Origin of the sequence: Enterococcus sp. 2201sp1_2201st1_C11_2201SCRN_220225 (assembly GCF_040925905.1) — a bacterium.
GTDB lineage: Bacteria > Bacillota > Bacilli > Lactobacillales > Enterococcaceae > Enterococcus_C > Enterococcus_C asini_A.
Genome location: NZ_JBCOJC010000005.1, coordinates 15,881 through 32,366 on the forward strand (window position 1 = coordinate 15,881; position 16,486 = coordinate 32,366).

Sequence of the window (16,486 nt, forward strand, 5' to 3'; positions counted from 1 at the left end):
CCCCACTTTTTTACCGAGCATGCTTTGGTCATGTCGTTGGAAAACGAACAAATGGGTAAAAAGTTGATGGCAAATTACTGGGATCATATTAAAGAGAGCTTGCTAGTTACTTTGCAGAATGATTCTGCTATCCGCAAAGGCGTTTTCGGCGAGGAATTGACTCCAGAAGAATTTGTAGAATATTGTTTTGAGCTGTTTTTATCGGTAATGGTGAGTGAAAAGCGGTCAGAAAGTTTATTAAAATTTGTGGAAAACGCGTTGTATTAATTTTTTAGACTAATATGAACACGGTTCAAGTTGGAGGTGCATAATGGTTAACCAGAAAACACTCCTCCTATTTGCCGGCATTGTCTGGTTAGTGGTAGGGGGAAATGTCTTGAAAATTGGTCTCGAAGCTTATCAAAATCAGCTAAATTGGGGGAGTTTACTCCTTAGTATCCTAGTGTTTTTCCTATTTTGGTTGCTGGTTTTTGGACCGTTGACTCAAAAACATCAAGCAAGAATACTGGGCTATGGAGAAAAACAGTATTTTTGGCGTTTTTTTGATGGAAAAGCCTTTGTGATTATGGCGGTAATGATCACTGGTGGAATAAGTATTCGCCGGTGGCACTTGTTGCCGGCCTCTTTTATCGCCTTTTTTTATACTGGGTTAGGGGCGGCTTTGTCTTTAGCGGGCTTGTTGTTTTTACAAAAATATTTTAAAGAAAGAAGGAAAACAAATGAAAAAAGTCATGAATAGTGCTGTGCTTTATTTTATTTTAGCCATGGTAGCAGGAATTTTCTATCGAGAGTTTACGAAAATGTATGATTTCTCCGGCCAAACTTCTCTAGGGGTTCTGCACACCCACCTATTAATTTTAGGAACCGGGGTCTTGCTGTTGTTAGCTTTTGTTTTTAAAAAGGAACGGCCCAAAAACTTCAATAAACTGTTTGTGACATACAACATTTCTTTACTGGTAATGATTTTAACCATGCTTATTCGAGGCATTGTCACCGTGGAAGATGTGACTTTAGGAAATGCGTTGAATGCGTCCTTGTCAGGTATAGCGGGGCTTTCTCATGGTGGAGTAGCAATTTGTTTGTTGTTATTTTTACTTGGAATTAGGAAAAAATATTTGAAAGAAATTGAGGAAAACTAAATGTCATCATTGTTATTATTTGCGATTATTTCTATGGTACTGGCCTTGACTTGTTATACCGTTGGGGTCTTTGCGGAGCGGAAAAAGGGGATTTTGTTGCCTTGGCATGCTGTAATCTTTTGGCTGGGTTTTCTTTTTGATAGCACGGGTACCAGTATTATGAGTCGTATCTCAGGTGGGCAATTTGCCTTCAATCTCCATGGCGTTACAGGGTTGATTGCCTTATTGCTGATGGCCTTTCATGCGTTGTGGGCCACAGTCATTTTGATTAAAAAGAAGCGTCATTCCCAAGAAAACTTTCATAAATTTAGTATTTTGGTTTGGTCCATTTGGTTGATTCCTTTTGTGATTGGTATTTTTATAGGAATGAGTTAAAAAGACATCGAAAAAATCGGTCAAAAGTCTTTTCAATTGAAAGATTGAAAGGTATTTTTGGCCGGTTCTTTTTTACTAACTAGCCAGAAATTTTTTCTTGTGATTAGCGTAGACAATGGAGTTATCTCCAGAAAATATTCTTGACCTTTTAATCGGTTTCAGCTAATTTTAAAATAGGGAGTGTTACAGATAGAAGTTGCAGAATAATGGGGGAAAATACATCAGGTGACCAGAGTAGGAGTTGAAATCACAAGGGGAGTGATCCTATGCGTGCACTATTGAGTAAAACGATTCAAAGGCGTTTACATTTGATCGAATGTCTGGCCCATTTGAATACTTGGGTGGCGGTAGATCAGCTGGTACAGTTGTTGGATTGTACAGACAAGACATTGATGAAGGATTTGGAAATCATCAATGAAGAATGGGAAGAGTATGTCCAAATTGATTTTTCTAAGCGGAAAGGTTTGATGATTCGGGGAGGTCAAACCAATAAAATTAAAAATGTTTACCAACAAGTATTGAAAGAATCCACGGAGTTTCAATTTATTGAGCGGATTTTTTTCGAGCCCACGCAAGATGCGGATTATTGGATAAAGGAATTGTACGTAAGTGAGACTTCTTTTTATCGCATGATTCGCCAGTTGACGAAGGCTTTGGCGCGCCACGGGTTGACCTTGCAACGAAAACCCTTTTGCTTAGTAGCCGAAGATGAGCGTTGGGTACGCTTGTTTTATGAAAGCTATTTTGAAGAAGCCTATGGTGGGGCTGAGTGGCCTTTTGAGACAGATGAACAAGAAATGTTTTGTTTTCTTCTGCGGACTTCCACAGATTTTGATGTACTGTTGGATAATCGGCAAATTTTGCAACACGCTTATTTGTTCATGGTAACTTGTATTCGGGCAACCCAAGGCTTTTTATTAAGCGAGGAGATTTACGAAGAACCAGAAGATATCATCGAACAGCTAATTACGATTTCTGGAAAATATGTTCGGCAATTATTGGCAAATACTAGCTATCAACTGGTGGATGGCTGGGTGCGGGAAGTTAGCCACGGCGTTTTTTATGAGTTTTACAACTGGGCCAATCCCCAACAAGAGATACGGATCAAACTAGCCATTGATCGGTTTTTAGACAAATTGGAGCGGGCGGTGGAGTTTCCATTGCCTTCAGAAGATCGCAAAAAAATCGGTCAGCGGATGATGCACTGGTATTTGACTTATACGATTTATCCTTATGATCGTGTTATTTTACGCCATGAAAATAAAGTGCCTGCGCGGGAAATCCGCACTTTGTATCCCATCTTTTCCAAATTAGTCACCGTGAATTTGCAAGAAATTGAAAAGGAATGTAATTTTCCTTGGGTGGAAACGAGAGAAGCGGATATTTTATGTACATTAGTTGCTGAGTGGCAGGACTTGCCTTTGCGTTTGGAAGCATTGCGCCAACAGGTTAACTTATTAGTGGTCAGTGATCGCGGGGCCAAACATGGCAAGATGCTAAAAGATTTAATTAAAAGTCAATTATTTGATAAAGTTAGTGTGGATGTTTACTTGGGGCTTGTGTTATTTACCCATAAGGAAGACTTGGAACAATTCCACAAATATGATATTGTTTTAGCCAACAATCCCATTGAAAATTACCAAGATGAGAACTTGTTACTGATTGATAATTTTATCTCTCAAGCAGATTGGGGCCGGCTAAATAGTATGATTATCCGGATTCAGCGGCGACGTTCTCGGGAATATTTAAAGCAAGTGGACGAAAAATCTTTATTATCAGGAAAAGAAGTCTATCCTCAAGCAAGCAAAAGAATTTCAAATTTTCTTTTTGAAGAAGAAGCAGACAGTTTTTACGAGCTGTAGAAAGAAGGAAAACATGGGTCAAGGTCAATGGCAAGTCATTAAAGAAAATTTTGGCGAAAAGGAATTTATCGAAGGCAATTACTATCGTTTGCGCCAAAAAGAAGCCGGGCAATACGAGCTGTCCATTCTTAAAGGCGGTGTTTGCGGAGAGGCGATCTATCACCCGCGGATTATTTTAAAAGAAGAGGGAAATGTCCTAACGCCGATTAGTCTTTATGATAATTACGAAACGCCGGTGATTTCTTTAAGCTACGAAGAAGATCCTGAGCGCTTAACCGATGCTTTGCAAAATTTGATGCAGCAGTTTATCAGTGTCAAAGAACTATAAAAAAGAGGACAAGATTCGCCTGAATGGGCAACTCCTGTCCTCTTTCTTGCAGTTAGCGCCAAAACTTATCGTAACCGGCTTTGTCTTGAATATTAAAGGCAATCACTTCATGCAATAAATCCCAGTCAATCGGTTTATTCCAAGGAATGCGAAAAATCTTGTTACTAGGATTGTAGCCAACTGTTTCGAAAGCCTCTTTAAATTTTTCCATCCCCGCAGTCTCCGGTGCGACTGACAGGTGTTTTTTGGCACTACTAAAGCCGATGATAAAAGTACCGTGATCGGTATACATCGGTTGGTTCCAAGCGACTCTGCGTTTTAAAGTGGGAAACTGCTCTTCCACCCAACTAAAGATTTCTTGAAAACGAGGAACTTGTTCTTCAGGTACGGTAGCTAAATAATCTTCAAAGGTTTCCATCATTACGCCTCCTTTTTTCCTAGCATAACAAATCTTGGAAATGAGAGCGATTTGTTTGCTTTTAAGAAGACCGCCCAACTGTAAAAAGCGTGAGCGAATCATTATCTTTCTGCTATCTTCCATGCTAAATTTAAAGTAAATATTAAGCTGGGAAGTCTCTAAATTTTTTGAAAGAGTTTCCAATTTTGACAGATTTTTCAATTTGTCCGAATCTAACGCAGGTGCTCGGCTTTTTGATAGTAGCGGCTTTTGTTTCGTGCTAGAGTTACATGATGAAAGAATCGCTCGCTTCAGGTGAGCATTGCCATTATAAATAAAGGATGAGAACGATGAAAAAAATCAAGCATGTTTTTGAACTGTATAAATTAGACTGGAAACGCATCGCCAAAAGTCCCGTGGCGGTCTTCTTGATTGTGGCACTGATGATTTTGCCTTCCTTATATGCTTGGTTTAATATCAAAGCTTTGTGGGATCCTTACGGCAATACAGGAGAATTGCCTATTGCGGTTTACAGCAATGATGCCGGGGCTAGTTTCCAAGACAAAGAACTAAATATTGGCGATCAAGTGCTGGATACTTTAAAAGATAATAAACAGCTAGGCTGGCGGTTTGTGGATTCGAAAAAGGATTTAGTTACAGGTGTCCGTTCTGGGAAGTATTATGCGGGGATTTATTTACCAAAGAACTTTTCGGATGATTTGTTAAGCTTTATGTCTGGAACGATTCAAAAGCCGAAAATCGAATATTACATCAATGAAAAAATCAATGCCATTGCGCCAAAGATTACAGACAAGGGTGCCAGCAGTCTTCAAGAACAGATTACCGAAAATTTCATTAAGACTGCTAGCTCCACAGTCATCAAAGTGATGAATGAAGTGGGCTATGACATTGATAGCAATCTGGTGAGCATTAACAAAGTCAAAAATTTGATTTTAACCACCGATGAAAATGCGGCAGAAATCGAAGGCTATGCCAATCAAATTCTAGAATTAAATGACAAAATGCCAGAAATCAAAGAAAAACTGAAAAAAGCGGAAAGCTTCAGTGCCTATTTGCCAGAAGTGGACGCCATGGGGCAAAAAGTGATTGCCTTAAATGACAAGATGCCGGAATTGGAAAAACAAGCTAAAATCATCTTAACTTTACAAGAAAAGATTCCTGAAATTCAAAGTGCCGGCGCTCAGTTGGCCGAAGTGGATAGTGATTTTGAACAAATCGAAAAGACCATGAACGAAGGAATTTCAGAAGCCAAACAAGGCTTAGAAATCATCGCTGCGGTGCAAAAGATTTTGCCGGATGTGGAGAGTATGGGAGCTAATGCCAAAGAGTTTGCCGCTCAAATGCAAGCCGCCGCAGAGCAATTGGAAACCACATTGCCGGCGATTACCACCACAGTTAAAACCGTCATCAATGACTTAACTACGATTAATGAATTTGTTTCTTCGGCGGCTTCAGAAGTAAGCACGGCACTAGAAGACAATCAATTAACCGATGAAGAAAAAGCGTCATTAGGTGCTACTTTAACGGGAATTGCTGACCGTCTCGGGGAAAAAGCTACCAATGTAGGAAACTTGCAAAACTTCATAAAAGACTTGCCTAACTATGACACGGAAACGAATTTGCAAAATATTGTCAGCCAATTGGAAAATGTAAAAGTTTTGATTCAAGGGTTGCAAACTCGGGTGAATAACTTAAATGCAGCTATTCAAGCAGGAGATATTAGTGGTGCCACTACAGCATTAGGGGCCGTGGAAGATTTTGCTAACCAAATCAATGCTGCTCTTAGCGCGATTAATGTAGACGATATTGCCACAGACATCACCAAAGGCTTAGAACTAGCCATCACTACCATGAAAGATGCCCAAAGTGCCATTGGCAAAGCCCAAGCCATTGATTTTACCAGCTTGCTGAATAATACTTCTAAAACGGTAGCCAATGCGGTGAGCTTATTAGAAAAATACCAGCAACAAATGCCAGCGATTAAACAAGAAGTTCATGATGCCAATCTTTTATTAAACGGTCACATGAATGAAATTGTTGAGGGCATTAACAAAGGAGCGGACTTGTACAATAACGACTTGCCTGAGTTAAAGAATAAATTAGCCTTAGCCAGTGATTTCTTACAAAACGACTGGCCGGGGATTGAAAAAGAAATCAGTCAAACCATGGATATGGTAGACGAAAAAATGCCTCAATTAGAAGCTGGTCTGTCCATGGCCGCAGATTTGATTCAAAATGATTGGCCCCTTTTAAAAGACGGGATCCATAAAGCGGCAGAAGCCATTCGCAAAGGTGAAGGTGAAGTCGACCTTGGGGAAATCATCAAACTTTTAAAAGCTGATGCCAATGCAGAAAGTGATTTCTTTACCAATCCAGTGGAATTAGACACCACTCAAATGTACCCCATTGAAAATAATGGCTCTGCCAGCACGCCATTTTACACGGCGCTTTGTCTCTGGGTAGGGGCTTTGTTATTGTCCAGTGTGGCTAGCACGGAGTATTTCTTAGAAGGAAAAGACAAAGAAAAATATAGCAAGCGAGAAACTTTTGTGGCGCGGATGCTGACTTTCTTGACCATGGCAGTCGCTCAATCTCTAGTAGTTTCTCTAGGAAATTACTTCTTACTCGGTGTGGATGTGCGCGAACCGGTTTATGCGGTGCTCTTTGCTTTAATCGTGGGCTTAGCCTTTATGATGATTGTCTATGTCCTAGCTGCCTTATTTGGCAATATCGGGAAAGGGATCGCCATTATCATCTTGGTGCTGTCCATTTCCGGTGGCGGGGGGAACTATCCGATTCAAGTTTCTGGCAAGTTCTTCCAAGCCATTAATCCGCTGTTGCCTTTTACCCATGCGGTGGATTTATTGCGAGAGTCTGCTGGAGGCATTTATTGGCCTAACGCTTGGCCGAATATCTTGATTATGATTGCCCTGTTTGTTGGCTTTGGGGTAATTGGCGTCTTGGTATTTCCAAAAGTTGAAGTCTTGACGAAACGTTTGGACAAAGTTTCCAAAGAGAGTCATTTCTTCCATTAATTCTTTGCAAAATTGCGCTTTCCCAAATAGGGGGAGGCGCTTTTTTATTAGAAATCTGCTAGGATAAAAAGTGAGTACTACGTAAAGGAGGGTATCAAATGACTAAGCCGATTATTCGTTTAATTCTCAGCGACATTGACGGTACGCTATTAAATACAAATCATGAAGTAACCCCAGAATTGAAAGGGGTTATGGCTGAAGTGTGCGCCCAAGAAATTCCCTTTGTCTTAACATCGGCCAGATCACCTTTGGGCATGACGAAAATTCAGGAGGAATTGGGGTTAAAAACACCCTTGGCAGCTTATAATGGGGCCTATATTAGTGATTACCAAGCAAAAAAGCCTTTTTTTAGTTTGCCAGTAGATTTGGTGGAAGCAAAAAAAGTAATTTTACGGGCATTTCATAGTTATCCTCACGTGGCAATTAATATTTATGCTGGGGAAAAATGGGTGGTACCAAAGCGAAATCAATGGGTTATCGCAGAAGAAAAAATCACGGGCATGAAAGCCGAAGAAGTGGAGTTGAATCGCTTTTTAGCTCAAGAGCCAGAGATTCATAAAGTATTGTTTATTGCGACAAACGAGGAAATCGCCACGTTAGAAAACTCTTTAAGTAAGATTGTTTTATTGGAGTCTAGCAGTTATCGTTCCAAGGAAAACTATTTAGAATTCACCCATAAAAAAATCTCCAAAGCTTTGGCATTGGAAAAATTGGCAGAATACTATCAAGTGCCTCTCTCCAATACGATGGCCATTGGAGATCATGACAATGATGCCGGAATGATTGGTGCTGCCGGTATGGGGATTGCTATGGCTAATGGCTCAGTAGCGGCTCGTAATAAAGCGGATTTTATTACGGCGGACAATAATCATAATGGAGTGGCAATTGTCTTGAAACAATTGGTGAGTTTGGCTAAAAGAGAGGACTAGCACTGTAGTAAAAATGGGGGAAACAAATAGGATAGTAATTGACTAAAACCAAAGGATCTACAAATAGCAACAGGTTTTTCATACAAATCAAAAAGAGCGAAAGAGGGCATTACAGTCCTCTCTCGCTCTTTTGTTTATTTGCTCTTAATCTGAAAGACACAGTTTCACCGCTCATTTTATTAAGCAGAAGTCTTGCTAGCGGGATCTAGTCGGCGTTCGATTAAGCCTAAGAGCCAGTCGGTAATAATTGCCATTAAGGCTGTGGGCAATGCTCCGGCAAGGATAATCGAAGCGCCATCTGTAGCGTTGGTGCCGCGAATAATGATATCACCTAAGCCACCAGCGCCTACAAAAGCGCCAATAGCGGTAATTCCAATGGCGACAACGAGAGCATTACGAATACCTGCCATAATCACCGATACAGAAAGAGGTAGTTCAATCATGTACAATCGTTGCCAAGCAGTCATCCCCATGCCTTTGCCCACATCGAGAATATCTTTGTCTACTTGGTTCATCCCGGTATAGGTATTTTTAATAATCGGCAACAGAGAATACAGAAAGACCGTGGTAATCACCACATTGACGCCGAGTCCCATGCCAATCATCAAAATGGAAATCATGGCCAGAGAAGGCACCGTTTGGATAATATTGGCTATGCGAATGACCCAGTCTGCCAGTTTGTGGTGACGACTGATCCAAATCCCTAATGGAATCGCAATGATGGCCGCAAAAGCCACTCCGTAAATCGAAATCAGAAAATGCCGGAGAAATTGGCTAAAGACATAGCTGCCGTTTTGTTGATAATAATAGAAAAACTGTTGCAGTAAATTCAACTCTTGTAAGTCCATGGCTTATTCCTCCTTTTCGAAATAGTTGTGGTCAGCTAAAAAGCTTTGAGCAACAATGCTCGGTTCCACCAAGTTATTGTCGGCTTCATAGTTTAGTTTTTGCATTTGTTCTGTGTCAATTTTGCCGGCTAATTTGGCAATGGCATCTTTAACTTCGGGGGACTCTTTTAATAAACCGTTACTAATCACCGCTGCCGCATCATAAGGCGGGAAGAAGTGACGGTCATCTTCTAACATGACCAAATCGTAACTAGCAATCCGTCCGTCGGTGGAATAGCCTAAGACGATATCCATTTTCCCAGCAGCTACCGCATCATAGACTAAGCCGATTTGCATCGGTAAGATACTCTCGAAACTAAAGCCATATTCTTCTTTAAAGCCTTCATACCCATCGCCTTCTCGGGTAATCCAAGCAGTATCCACACCGGCTACTAATTCGCCGGCATGATCAGCTAAATCACTGACGGTCTTCAAGTTGTATTTTTCGGCAGTGTCTTTTCGCACTAGGAAGATATACGTGTTGTCAAAACCGTAAGAAGGCATGTACGTTTGGTCAAAGCGACTGGCAAATTCTCTTTTGACAATCTTAAAAGCTTCCTCAGGGTCTTTTGTCGGTTCTAAGTTAAGGGTGGTAGTCAAGTCAGTTCCTGTGTAGCGGGCTGCTGACACTTGGGCATCACCTTGCATCATCGCTTGATGATTAATCGTAGTGGTAGCGAGATTGTTAATAATCGTGGTTTCTTTATCGGTATCGTGTTCGATCATTTCCGCCACCAAAGAAGCGAGAATCTGAGCTTCAGAGGTGATCCCCCCGGTGATGGCGATGGTATTGTCACTAGTGGCTGTGGCAAGTCCTGGTAAGGAGCAGCTGGCCAATGTCAACAGACTGACCAGAAGCAAGAGTAAACTACTTAGTTTGCGTTTCATTTAATTGGCCTCCTTTGTCGTTCTCGGGGTTAGTCGTTTTTCCAAAATCCCTAAGAAAAAGTCGGCAGCTAAAGCCAAAATCGTTACCGGAATCGTCCCGGCAAAAATCAATGGAGGCTGGTAGTTGTTTAAACCAGAGAAGATTAAATCTCCCAAACCGCCAGCGCCAATATAAGAAGCCAATGTAGCCCAGGCAATCACATAGACTGCGGCCAGACGAATCCCCGCCATAATCGTAGGCAAGGCTAGGGGCAGTTCTACCATGCGAATGGACTCAAAATTGGTCATGCCCATGCCTTTTGCCACATCGCGATAATTGGCATCGACATTTTTCATTCCAATATAAGTGTTGCGCAAAATCGGGAGTAAAGAATAGATAAACAACGCGATAATCGCTGGCAGTTTTCCCACCCCGAAAAAAGGAATCATCAAAGCGAGTAGGGCCAATGAAGGTACTGTCTGCAAAGCACTGGTAATACTGATGACCACATTGGCGATTTTGGGTGTGCGGGTTAAGACAATTCCTAAAGGCACCGCTATTAAAATGCCAATTACCAAAGCGATAATGGAAATATACAAGTGTTCGGCGCTTTTAGAAAGCATCTGACTGCCGTATTGATTGAAAAAGTTGCTCATTTTTAAGCACCCTCTTTCGCTGATTCCACGGCCTCGCTAATGGTTTGCTCATCGCCCCAAAGCACATCGTAAACAATGTCCACTAAAGAAGCTCTGGTCAAAATCCCCACCACTCGCTTTTGGTCATCTACCACAGGGACATACTTCAATCCCCGTTTCAAGATTCGTTGCAGCACGTGGCGCAATTGGGTATTTTGATTTACATGAAAGACTTCGGTGTTTAAAATATCCCCTACACTGGTAGCTTTCCCTCGCATTTTGTCCATGGTTTCCACGTCGATAAAGCCTTTTAAGACTTGACTGTCATCTGTCACCAATAAGGTATCCACTCGTTTTTCCCGCATGAGTTTAATGGCTTCTCGCAAGGATTTCTCAGGAGTGATGGTGATGGCGTGGCTTAACATGACTTCGCCTACGCGGGTTGTATCAGGCTTCGCTTGCAATAAGCGTTCTTCACCAATCAACTCTTCCACAAATTCATTGGCCGGATGGTGCAAAATATTTTCCGGCGTATCGAATTGAATCACTTTGCCGTGGCTCATGATTACAATGCGATTGGCCAATTTCAATGCTTCGTCCATATCATGGGTTACAAAAATAATGGTTTTGCCGAGACGTTCTTGCAAATCTTTTACTAAATCTTGCAGTGCATCTCTTGTGATGGGATCCAGTGCGCCAAAGGGTTCATCCATTAAAATGATGTCTTGGTCCGCAGCAAGGGCTCGCACCACACCAATTCGTTGTTGTTGCCCGCCAGAAAGCTCACTAGGGTAGCGGTCAAGCATTTCACGAGGCAGTTCCACTAAATCAATCATTTTTTCCGCTGTTTGATTCCGCTTGTTTTCATCTACTTTTAGCAAGCGTTGCACTAAAGTGATGTTTTCTCGAATGGTCATGTGGGGAATCAGTCCGATATTTTGAATGACGTAGCCGATTTTACGCCGTAATTCCACGGGATTTAATGCTTGAATATCTTGGTCATCAATGAGAATTTTGCCTTTGGTGGGTTCATTCATTCGGTTAATCATGCGCATGCAAGTGGTTTTGCCAGAACCTGATGTGCCGATAAAACAGATGAATTCCCCCTTGTCAAAAGACAGATTCACATCTTCTACGGCCATTTTTCCGCCTTTGTAGATTTTCGTTACTTCTTGAAATTCGATCAATTGAATTCGCCTCTTTCTGTTCAGTTTTCCTGTAGGGTTGTTTGAGGAATTTTTGAAAAAAGTGTAAAAATCGTCAAAAATCCACAACCTCGCATTATTAGTGTGACAAAAATTTCTTATATCCGCAAATCTACCGCCTTTTCTTCAAAGGGCTTTCTAATATTAAAAAGAAAATTGATTGGTAATTTGCAGAAAATAGCCATTTTTTATAAAAGCTTCCGTCCTTGTCCTGAAAACCTTGTGGCGACTTTTGGGGAATTCTATTTAAAGTCTTCAAAATTGTTCTCATAGTTTTCACAGAAATCAAAGGAATTGCACGTCGCTAAAATGCCCTTTGTCGATAAAGGCGAGAAAACGTGCTAAAATAGCCAAGACAATGCAGAGAAAAGAGTGACGGAAATGTTAACAACAGAAGATTTTGATTTTGACTTACCAGAAGAACTCATTGCCCAAACCCCATTAGCTGATCGCAGTGCATCCCGCTTGTTGGTCTTAGATCACAAAACAGGGAGTGTGGAGGACAAACACTTTAGCGATATTTTAGAAGAATTAAACCCCGGGGATGCTTTGGTGATGAATGATACTCGAGTGCTGCCTGCTCGTTTGTATGGAGAAAAACCTGATACGGGCGGTCATTTGGAAGTCTTGCTTTTGACCAATACCAAAGGAGACACGTGGGAAACCTTGATTAAACCTGCGAAACGAGCCAAAGTCGGTACGAAGATTTCATTTGGAGATGGGCGTTTACAAGCAGTAGTGGAAGAAGAATTGGAACACGGAGGCCGGATTATCACTTTTAGCTATGAAGGAATCTTTTTAGAAATATTGGAATCGTTAGGGGAAATGCCTTTGCCACCGTATATCAAAGAGCGCCTAGAAGATCCTGACCGCTACCAAACCGTTTATGCCAAAGAAAATGGCTCCGCCGCAGCACCTACTGCGGGACTCCACTTTACAAAAGAACTTTTGGAAAAAATTCAAGCAAAAGGTGTGGAATTGGTGTATCTCACGTTACACGTAGGCTTAGGCACATTCCGCCCGGTTAGTGTGGACAATATTGCCGACCATCAAATGCACAGTGAATTTTACCGTCTCACCGAAGAAGCTGCTGGAAAACTTCGGAAAGTAAAAGAAGGAGGCGGACGGATTGTTGCCGTAGGAACCACTTCCATTCGCACATTGGAAACCATCGGCACAAAATTTAACGGTGAAATCAAAGCCGATAGTGGCTGGACGGATATCTTTATTACCCCTGGTTATACGTTTAAAGTAGTGGATGCTTTTTCAACCAACTTTCACTTGCCAAAATCCACTTTGGTGATGTTGGTGTCTGCCTTTGCCGGACGTGATCAAGTGCTGGCGGCATACCATCACGCCATTGAAGAAGGTTACCGCTTCTTTAGCTTTGGCGATGCCATGTTTGTGAAATAGCTTTTCGAGTTTGTAATTTGGTTGGTCTGACTTTCGGTGAATTGCTTAAGTGCAATGAAACAGAAGGTAAGGCCAACTTTTTTTATCATCACGCTATTACTTCAACGTTCTGGATAAAGGGGCCTACTTGAAAGAGAAGGGGCAGTGTAAGACACACAAAAATAGGACGGGCTCTCGAAAGCCCGTCCTTATTTAATGGAAGGATTTGTTGAAAAGGGTTAGTTGACAGATTATACATGCAACGTAAGAAATCTCTTGTCATAAACAAAAAACTTTGTCTTCACTACATTTTCTACTCTAAAATCATGTGGAACTTGTTTCGGTATACTAATGTGTTACTTGGTTACGTATCTTTTGTAAATTGTTTCCGTGTTGTCTGTAATGCTTTGTGCAACCTTATGATACGCATTCACTATTTGTAAGGCTTACCCCGCACATATAAATCTAGGTGAATCTTGTACGTCGAACAACTTTTTATACTTGTTTACTTTTCTTATCTTCTCGAGATCTCCTTTCCAACAAATTCTATCCTTCCTTACACACATAGTATAGCATGAATTGGAATCGCTTTCAATAGATTTGGTTATCTTTTGTAAATTTAATTAAACTGTGAATTTTTTTCAAAATTATGAAAATATAGTCAATTATTTGATGAATTAAAAAAATCCATGTTATAGTTAAAGTAGCTTTAATCAAAAAAATATAATGGAGGAATGCAGATGGATGAATACAAAAAGACGATTCCCACAGTAGTAGAGGCGCTGGCTACTGACCCTGATCAAGGGCTGAATCAGGCCACAGCAGCCAAGCGCTTCAAGGAAAATGGTCCCAATCGTTTTGAAGAAGCAAAGAAGGATTCACTAGCCAAGAAAATTTTACACAGTCTCATGGATTTTACTACCATTGTTTTATTAGTAGCCGCGGCGATTTCCTTTTATACAGCGATTGCCACCAATCACGGGGATTATTTTGAAGGACTGTTAATTATTGCCATTGTTGTGATTAATTCCTTTTTAGCCATTTACCAAGAAGGCAATGCGGAAAAGGCGTTAGAAGCCTTGCAAGACATGAACAAACAGACGGCTCTTGTAATCAGAGACGGCCAGCAAGTGGAAATCAATGCAGAAGAGTTGGTAGTAGGGGATCTTTTAGTCTTAGAAAATGGGGCGATGATTCCCGCGGATGCTCGGTTAATTCAAACTTCCCAAATGCGAATTGAGGAGTCTGCCTTAACCGGGGAGAGTGAAGCAGTAGAAAAAGAGGCCAATTTTGTAGCAGAGGGTGACCTACCTTTAGGAGATCAGCTTAATATGGTCTTTAAAGGCTGTACAGTGGTCAATGGTCGTGGTCGCGGGATTGTTACCGCCACAGGGATGGAGACGGAAATGGGGAAAATTGCCGGTCTCCTTGGTAGCACTGGACCGCAAACTACGCCGATGCAAAAACGGCTGGATCAATTGGGCAAACGAATCAGCATAATCGCCCTCGCTGCGGCAGCTTTTGTCTTTTTCTTAGGCTATCTGCAAAATGAAGAACTTTTGGATATGTTTTTAACTGCGGTTTCTCTAGCCGTTGCTGCTGTGCCCGAAACCTTAATGGTGATTGTCACGTTGACTTTAGCCTATGGTGTACAAAAAATGGCTAAGAAAAACGCCATTATTCGTCGTTTGCCAGCAGTGGAAACGCTAGGCACAGCTAGTGTCATTTGTTCTGATAAGACCGGAACGTTGACCCAAAATAAAATGCGGGTGCGTCGGGTGTGGTCTCATGGCGATGTGGTGACAGATGTGGAAGACCAGATGACAGACGAAGCCATGGAAGTTTTGAAAATCGCTACTTTGTGTACCGATGTTTTGGTCACAAAAGACGAAGACGGGGAAAAAGACTACCAAGGCAACCCAACTGAGCGGGCCATTGTCCGGGCGGTGGAAGAAAGTTACCACACCAAAAAAGAATTAGACGAAGAATACCCCAGAATCGGCGAAATTCCCTTTGATTCACAGCGGAAAATGATGACTACGGTGCATAAAAAAGGCAAAAAATACTTATCCGTCACCAAGGGCGCTTTTGATGTTTTATTACCGAAATTTCACTATGGGGATCTGGAAAAAGCCACCATCGTCAACGATCGTTTCGGTAAACGAGCTTTACGGGTAATTGCAGTAGGCTACCGGATTTTTGAGGAAAAGCCTAGTGAAATGACCTCAGAATATTTGGAACAAGACTTGCAACTCTTAGGATTAATTGGCATGATTGACCCTCCACGGCCAGAAAGTAAAGGAGCCATTGCCAAGGCAAAACGAGCAGGGATTACCACCGTGATGATCACCGGTGATCATGTGGTCACCGCCAGTGCCATTGCCAAAGAGTTGGGGATTTTGACCAATCAAAAACAAGCGTTAACTGGTGCGCAATTGCAAAAAATGAGTGACGAAGAATTGGATCAAAAAGTGAAGAAACTGCGGGTCTATGCGCGGGTGACGCCAGAAGATAAAATTCGGATCGTGAAATCTTGGCAGCGCACAGGAGCCGTAGTGGCCATGACTGGAGATGGGGTCAATGATGCTCCGGCCTTAAAAGCCAGTGATGTGGGTTGCGCCATGGGGATCACCGGAACAGACGTAGCCCAAGGTGCGGCAGATATGATTTTAACGGATGATAATTTTGCTACCATTGTGGATGCAGTAGCCCAAGGGCGTACGGTCTATCAAAATGTGCGCAAAGCGGTGAATTTCCTGTTAAGTTGTAATATTTCCGAGATTTTTATCGTCGTGATTGCCATGCTCCTAGGTTGGGGCTCACCTTTTACAGCCGTGCAATTGCTCTTTGTTAATGTAATTGCAGATGGCTTGCCTGGTTTTGCGCTAGGCCGAGAACCAGCCGAAGCAGGAATTATGGAAGAAGCACCGATTCCTGCTCATGAGAGTATCTTTGCTCGAGGGCTAGGCAAGAAAATCGCCATTAATGCAGCCAGCTTTACTTTCGTGACTCTCTTTGGCTATTACTTAGGCCGTTTTGGCGAAACCATCAGTCATTGGGTAGCAGCCAGTCCAGAAGTAGGGCAAACGGTGGCTTTTCTCGTGTTGGCTTATTCTTCTATTTTACATGTCTTTAATGTTCGTAGCAGTCGCTCTATTTTTCAAGTCCGCTTAGCTTCGAATAAATCGTTGTTTGAAATGGCAGTTTTGGCCATTTTAATCACCACGGCAGTGGCCTTGTTGCCAATAACACAAGAGTTATTTAATCTGGTGTCCATTAGCTTAAATCATTGGCTGCTAGTGGCAATCCTTTCCATTGTACCGATTTTCATCAATGAGATGATCAAGTTCCATTTCTCTCCGGAAGAGGAAGCGTGAGCATAAAAAATAAGGCCGGAGCGTTGTGCTCCGGCC

The 16,486-nt window shown here is 41.9% G+C and carries 14 protein-coding genes and 1 pseudogene; 10 read left to right on the forward strand and 5 right to left on the reverse strand.

Going from position 1 to position 16,486, the window contains the following annotated elements; all coding sequences use genetic code 11:
• The 6 genes and pseudogenes from AB5754_RS02360 to AB5754_RS02385 form a co-directional block, all read left to right on the forward strand.
• A pseudogene (locus AB5754_RS02360) lies at positions 1 to 267 on the forward strand (TetR/AcrR family transcriptional regulator); the annotation flags it as partial.
• A 43-nt stretch (positions 268 to 310) separates the two neighbouring features.
• On the forward strand, positions 311 to 739 hold the full coding sequence (locus AB5754_RS02365; protein ID WP_368251666.1) for a hypothetical protein: 429 nt from the start codon (positions 311 to 313) through the stop codon (positions 737 to 739).
• Positions 720 to 1,139, forward strand: a complete 420-nt coding sequence (locus AB5754_RS02370; protein WP_368251667.1) for a DUF2871 domain-containing protein — start codon at positions 720 to 722, stop codon at positions 1,137 to 1,139. Before AB5754_RS02365 ends, AB5754_RS02370 begins: the two co-directional genes overlap by 20 nt.
• The gene (locus AB5754_RS02375; RefSeq protein WP_311834063.1) at positions 1,140 to 1,514 is read left to right on the forward strand and encodes an HsmA family protein; all 375 of its coding nucleotides are present in this window, start codon (positions 1,140 to 1,142) and stop codon (positions 1,512 to 1,514) included.
• A 266-nt stretch (positions 1,515 to 1,780) separates the two neighbouring features.
• Positions 1,781 to 3,376 carry a helix-turn-helix domain-containing protein gene (locus AB5754_RS02380; RefSeq protein WP_368251668.1) on the forward strand — a complete coding sequence of 532 codons (1,596 nt, stop codon included), beginning with the start codon at positions 1,781 to 1,783 and terminating at the stop codon, positions 3,374 to 3,376.
• 13 nt (positions 3,377 to 3,389) lie between these two features.
• Positions 3,390 to 3,704 (forward strand): hypothetical protein, encoded by a 315-nt coding sequence (locus AB5754_RS02385; RefSeq protein ID WP_368251669.1) that lies wholly within the window; start codon positions 3,390 to 3,392, stop codon positions 3,702 to 3,704.
• 52 nt (positions 3,705 to 3,756) lie between these two features.
• On the opposite strand, the gene AB5754_RS02390 is transcribed toward AB5754_RS02385, so the two are convergent.
• Positions 3,757 to 4,122, reverse strand: coding sequence for an iron chaperone (locus AB5754_RS02390; RefSeq protein ID WP_368251670.1), 366 nt, complete (start codon positions 4,120 to 4,122; stop codon positions 3,757 to 3,759).
• A 329-nt stretch (positions 4,123 to 4,451) separates the two neighbouring features.
• On the opposite strand from AB5754_RS02390, the gene AB5754_RS02395 reads away from it, so the two are divergent.
• Positions 4,452 to 7,157 (forward strand): YhgE/Pip family protein, encoded by a 2,706-nt coding sequence (locus tag AB5754_RS02395; protein ID WP_368251671.1) that lies wholly within the window; start codon positions 4,452 to 4,454, stop codon positions 7,155 to 7,157.
• Positions 7,158 to 7,255: 98 nt separating this feature from the next.
• Complete coding sequence (locus AB5754_RS02400) at positions 7,256 to 8,086, forward strand: Cof-type HAD-IIB family hydrolase (protein WP_311834068.1); 831 nt, start codon at positions 7,256 to 7,258, stop codon at positions 8,084 to 8,086.
• A gap of 179 nt (positions 8,087 to 8,265) precedes the next feature.
• On the opposite strand, the gene AB5754_RS02405 is transcribed toward AB5754_RS02400, so the two are convergent.
• Genes AB5754_RS02405 through AB5754_RS02420 form a run of 4 tightly spaced genes read right to left on the reverse strand, consistent with a single transcriptional unit; the run spans position 8,266 to position 11,618 of the window.
• Positions 8,266 to 8,934: an ABC transporter permease gene (locus AB5754_RS02405; protein ID WP_368251672.1), complete on the reverse strand. Its 669-nt coding sequence runs from the start codon at positions 8,932 to 8,934 to the stop codon at positions 8,266 to 8,268.
• A 3-nt stretch (positions 8,935 to 8,937) separates the two neighbouring features.
• Complete coding sequence (locus tag AB5754_RS02410) at positions 8,938 to 9,861, reverse strand: osmoprotectant ABC transporter substrate-binding protein (protein ID WP_368251673.1); 924 nt, start codon at positions 9,859 to 9,861, stop codon at positions 8,938 to 8,940.
• Positions 9,862 to 10,497 carry an ABC transporter permease gene (locus AB5754_RS02415; RefSeq protein WP_311834071.1) on the reverse strand — a complete coding sequence of 212 codons (636 nt, stop codon included), beginning with the start codon at positions 10,495 to 10,497 and terminating at the stop codon, positions 9,862 to 9,864.
• 2 nt (positions 10,498 to 10,499) lie between these two features.
• The gene (locus AB5754_RS02420) at positions 10,500 to 11,618 is read right to left on the reverse strand and encodes a betaine/proline/choline family ABC transporter ATP-binding protein (RefSeq protein ID WP_311834095.1); all 1,119 of its coding nucleotides are present in this window, start codon (positions 11,616 to 11,618) and stop codon (positions 10,500 to 10,502) included.
• A gap of 444 nt (positions 11,619 to 12,062) precedes the next feature.
• Here AB5754_RS02420 and queA point away from each other — a divergent pair, with 444 nt between their 5' ends.
• Together queA and AB5754_RS02430 are read left to right on the forward strand one after the other, a co-directional pair.
• Positions 12,063 to 13,094 (forward strand): tRNA preQ1(34) S-adenosylmethionine ribosyltransferase-isomerase QueA, encoded by a 1,032-nt coding sequence (gene queA, locus AB5754_RS02425; protein WP_368251674.1) that lies wholly within the window; start codon positions 12,063 to 12,065, stop codon positions 13,092 to 13,094.
• A 719-nt stretch (positions 13,095 to 13,813) separates the two neighbouring features.
• Positions 13,814 to 16,450 (forward strand): calcium-translocating P-type ATPase, PMCA-type, encoded by a 2,637-nt coding sequence (locus AB5754_RS02430; RefSeq protein ID WP_368251675.1) that lies wholly within the window; start codon positions 13,814 to 13,816, stop codon positions 16,448 to 16,450.
• The last annotated feature ends 36 nt before the right edge of the window (positions 16,451 to 16,486 follow it).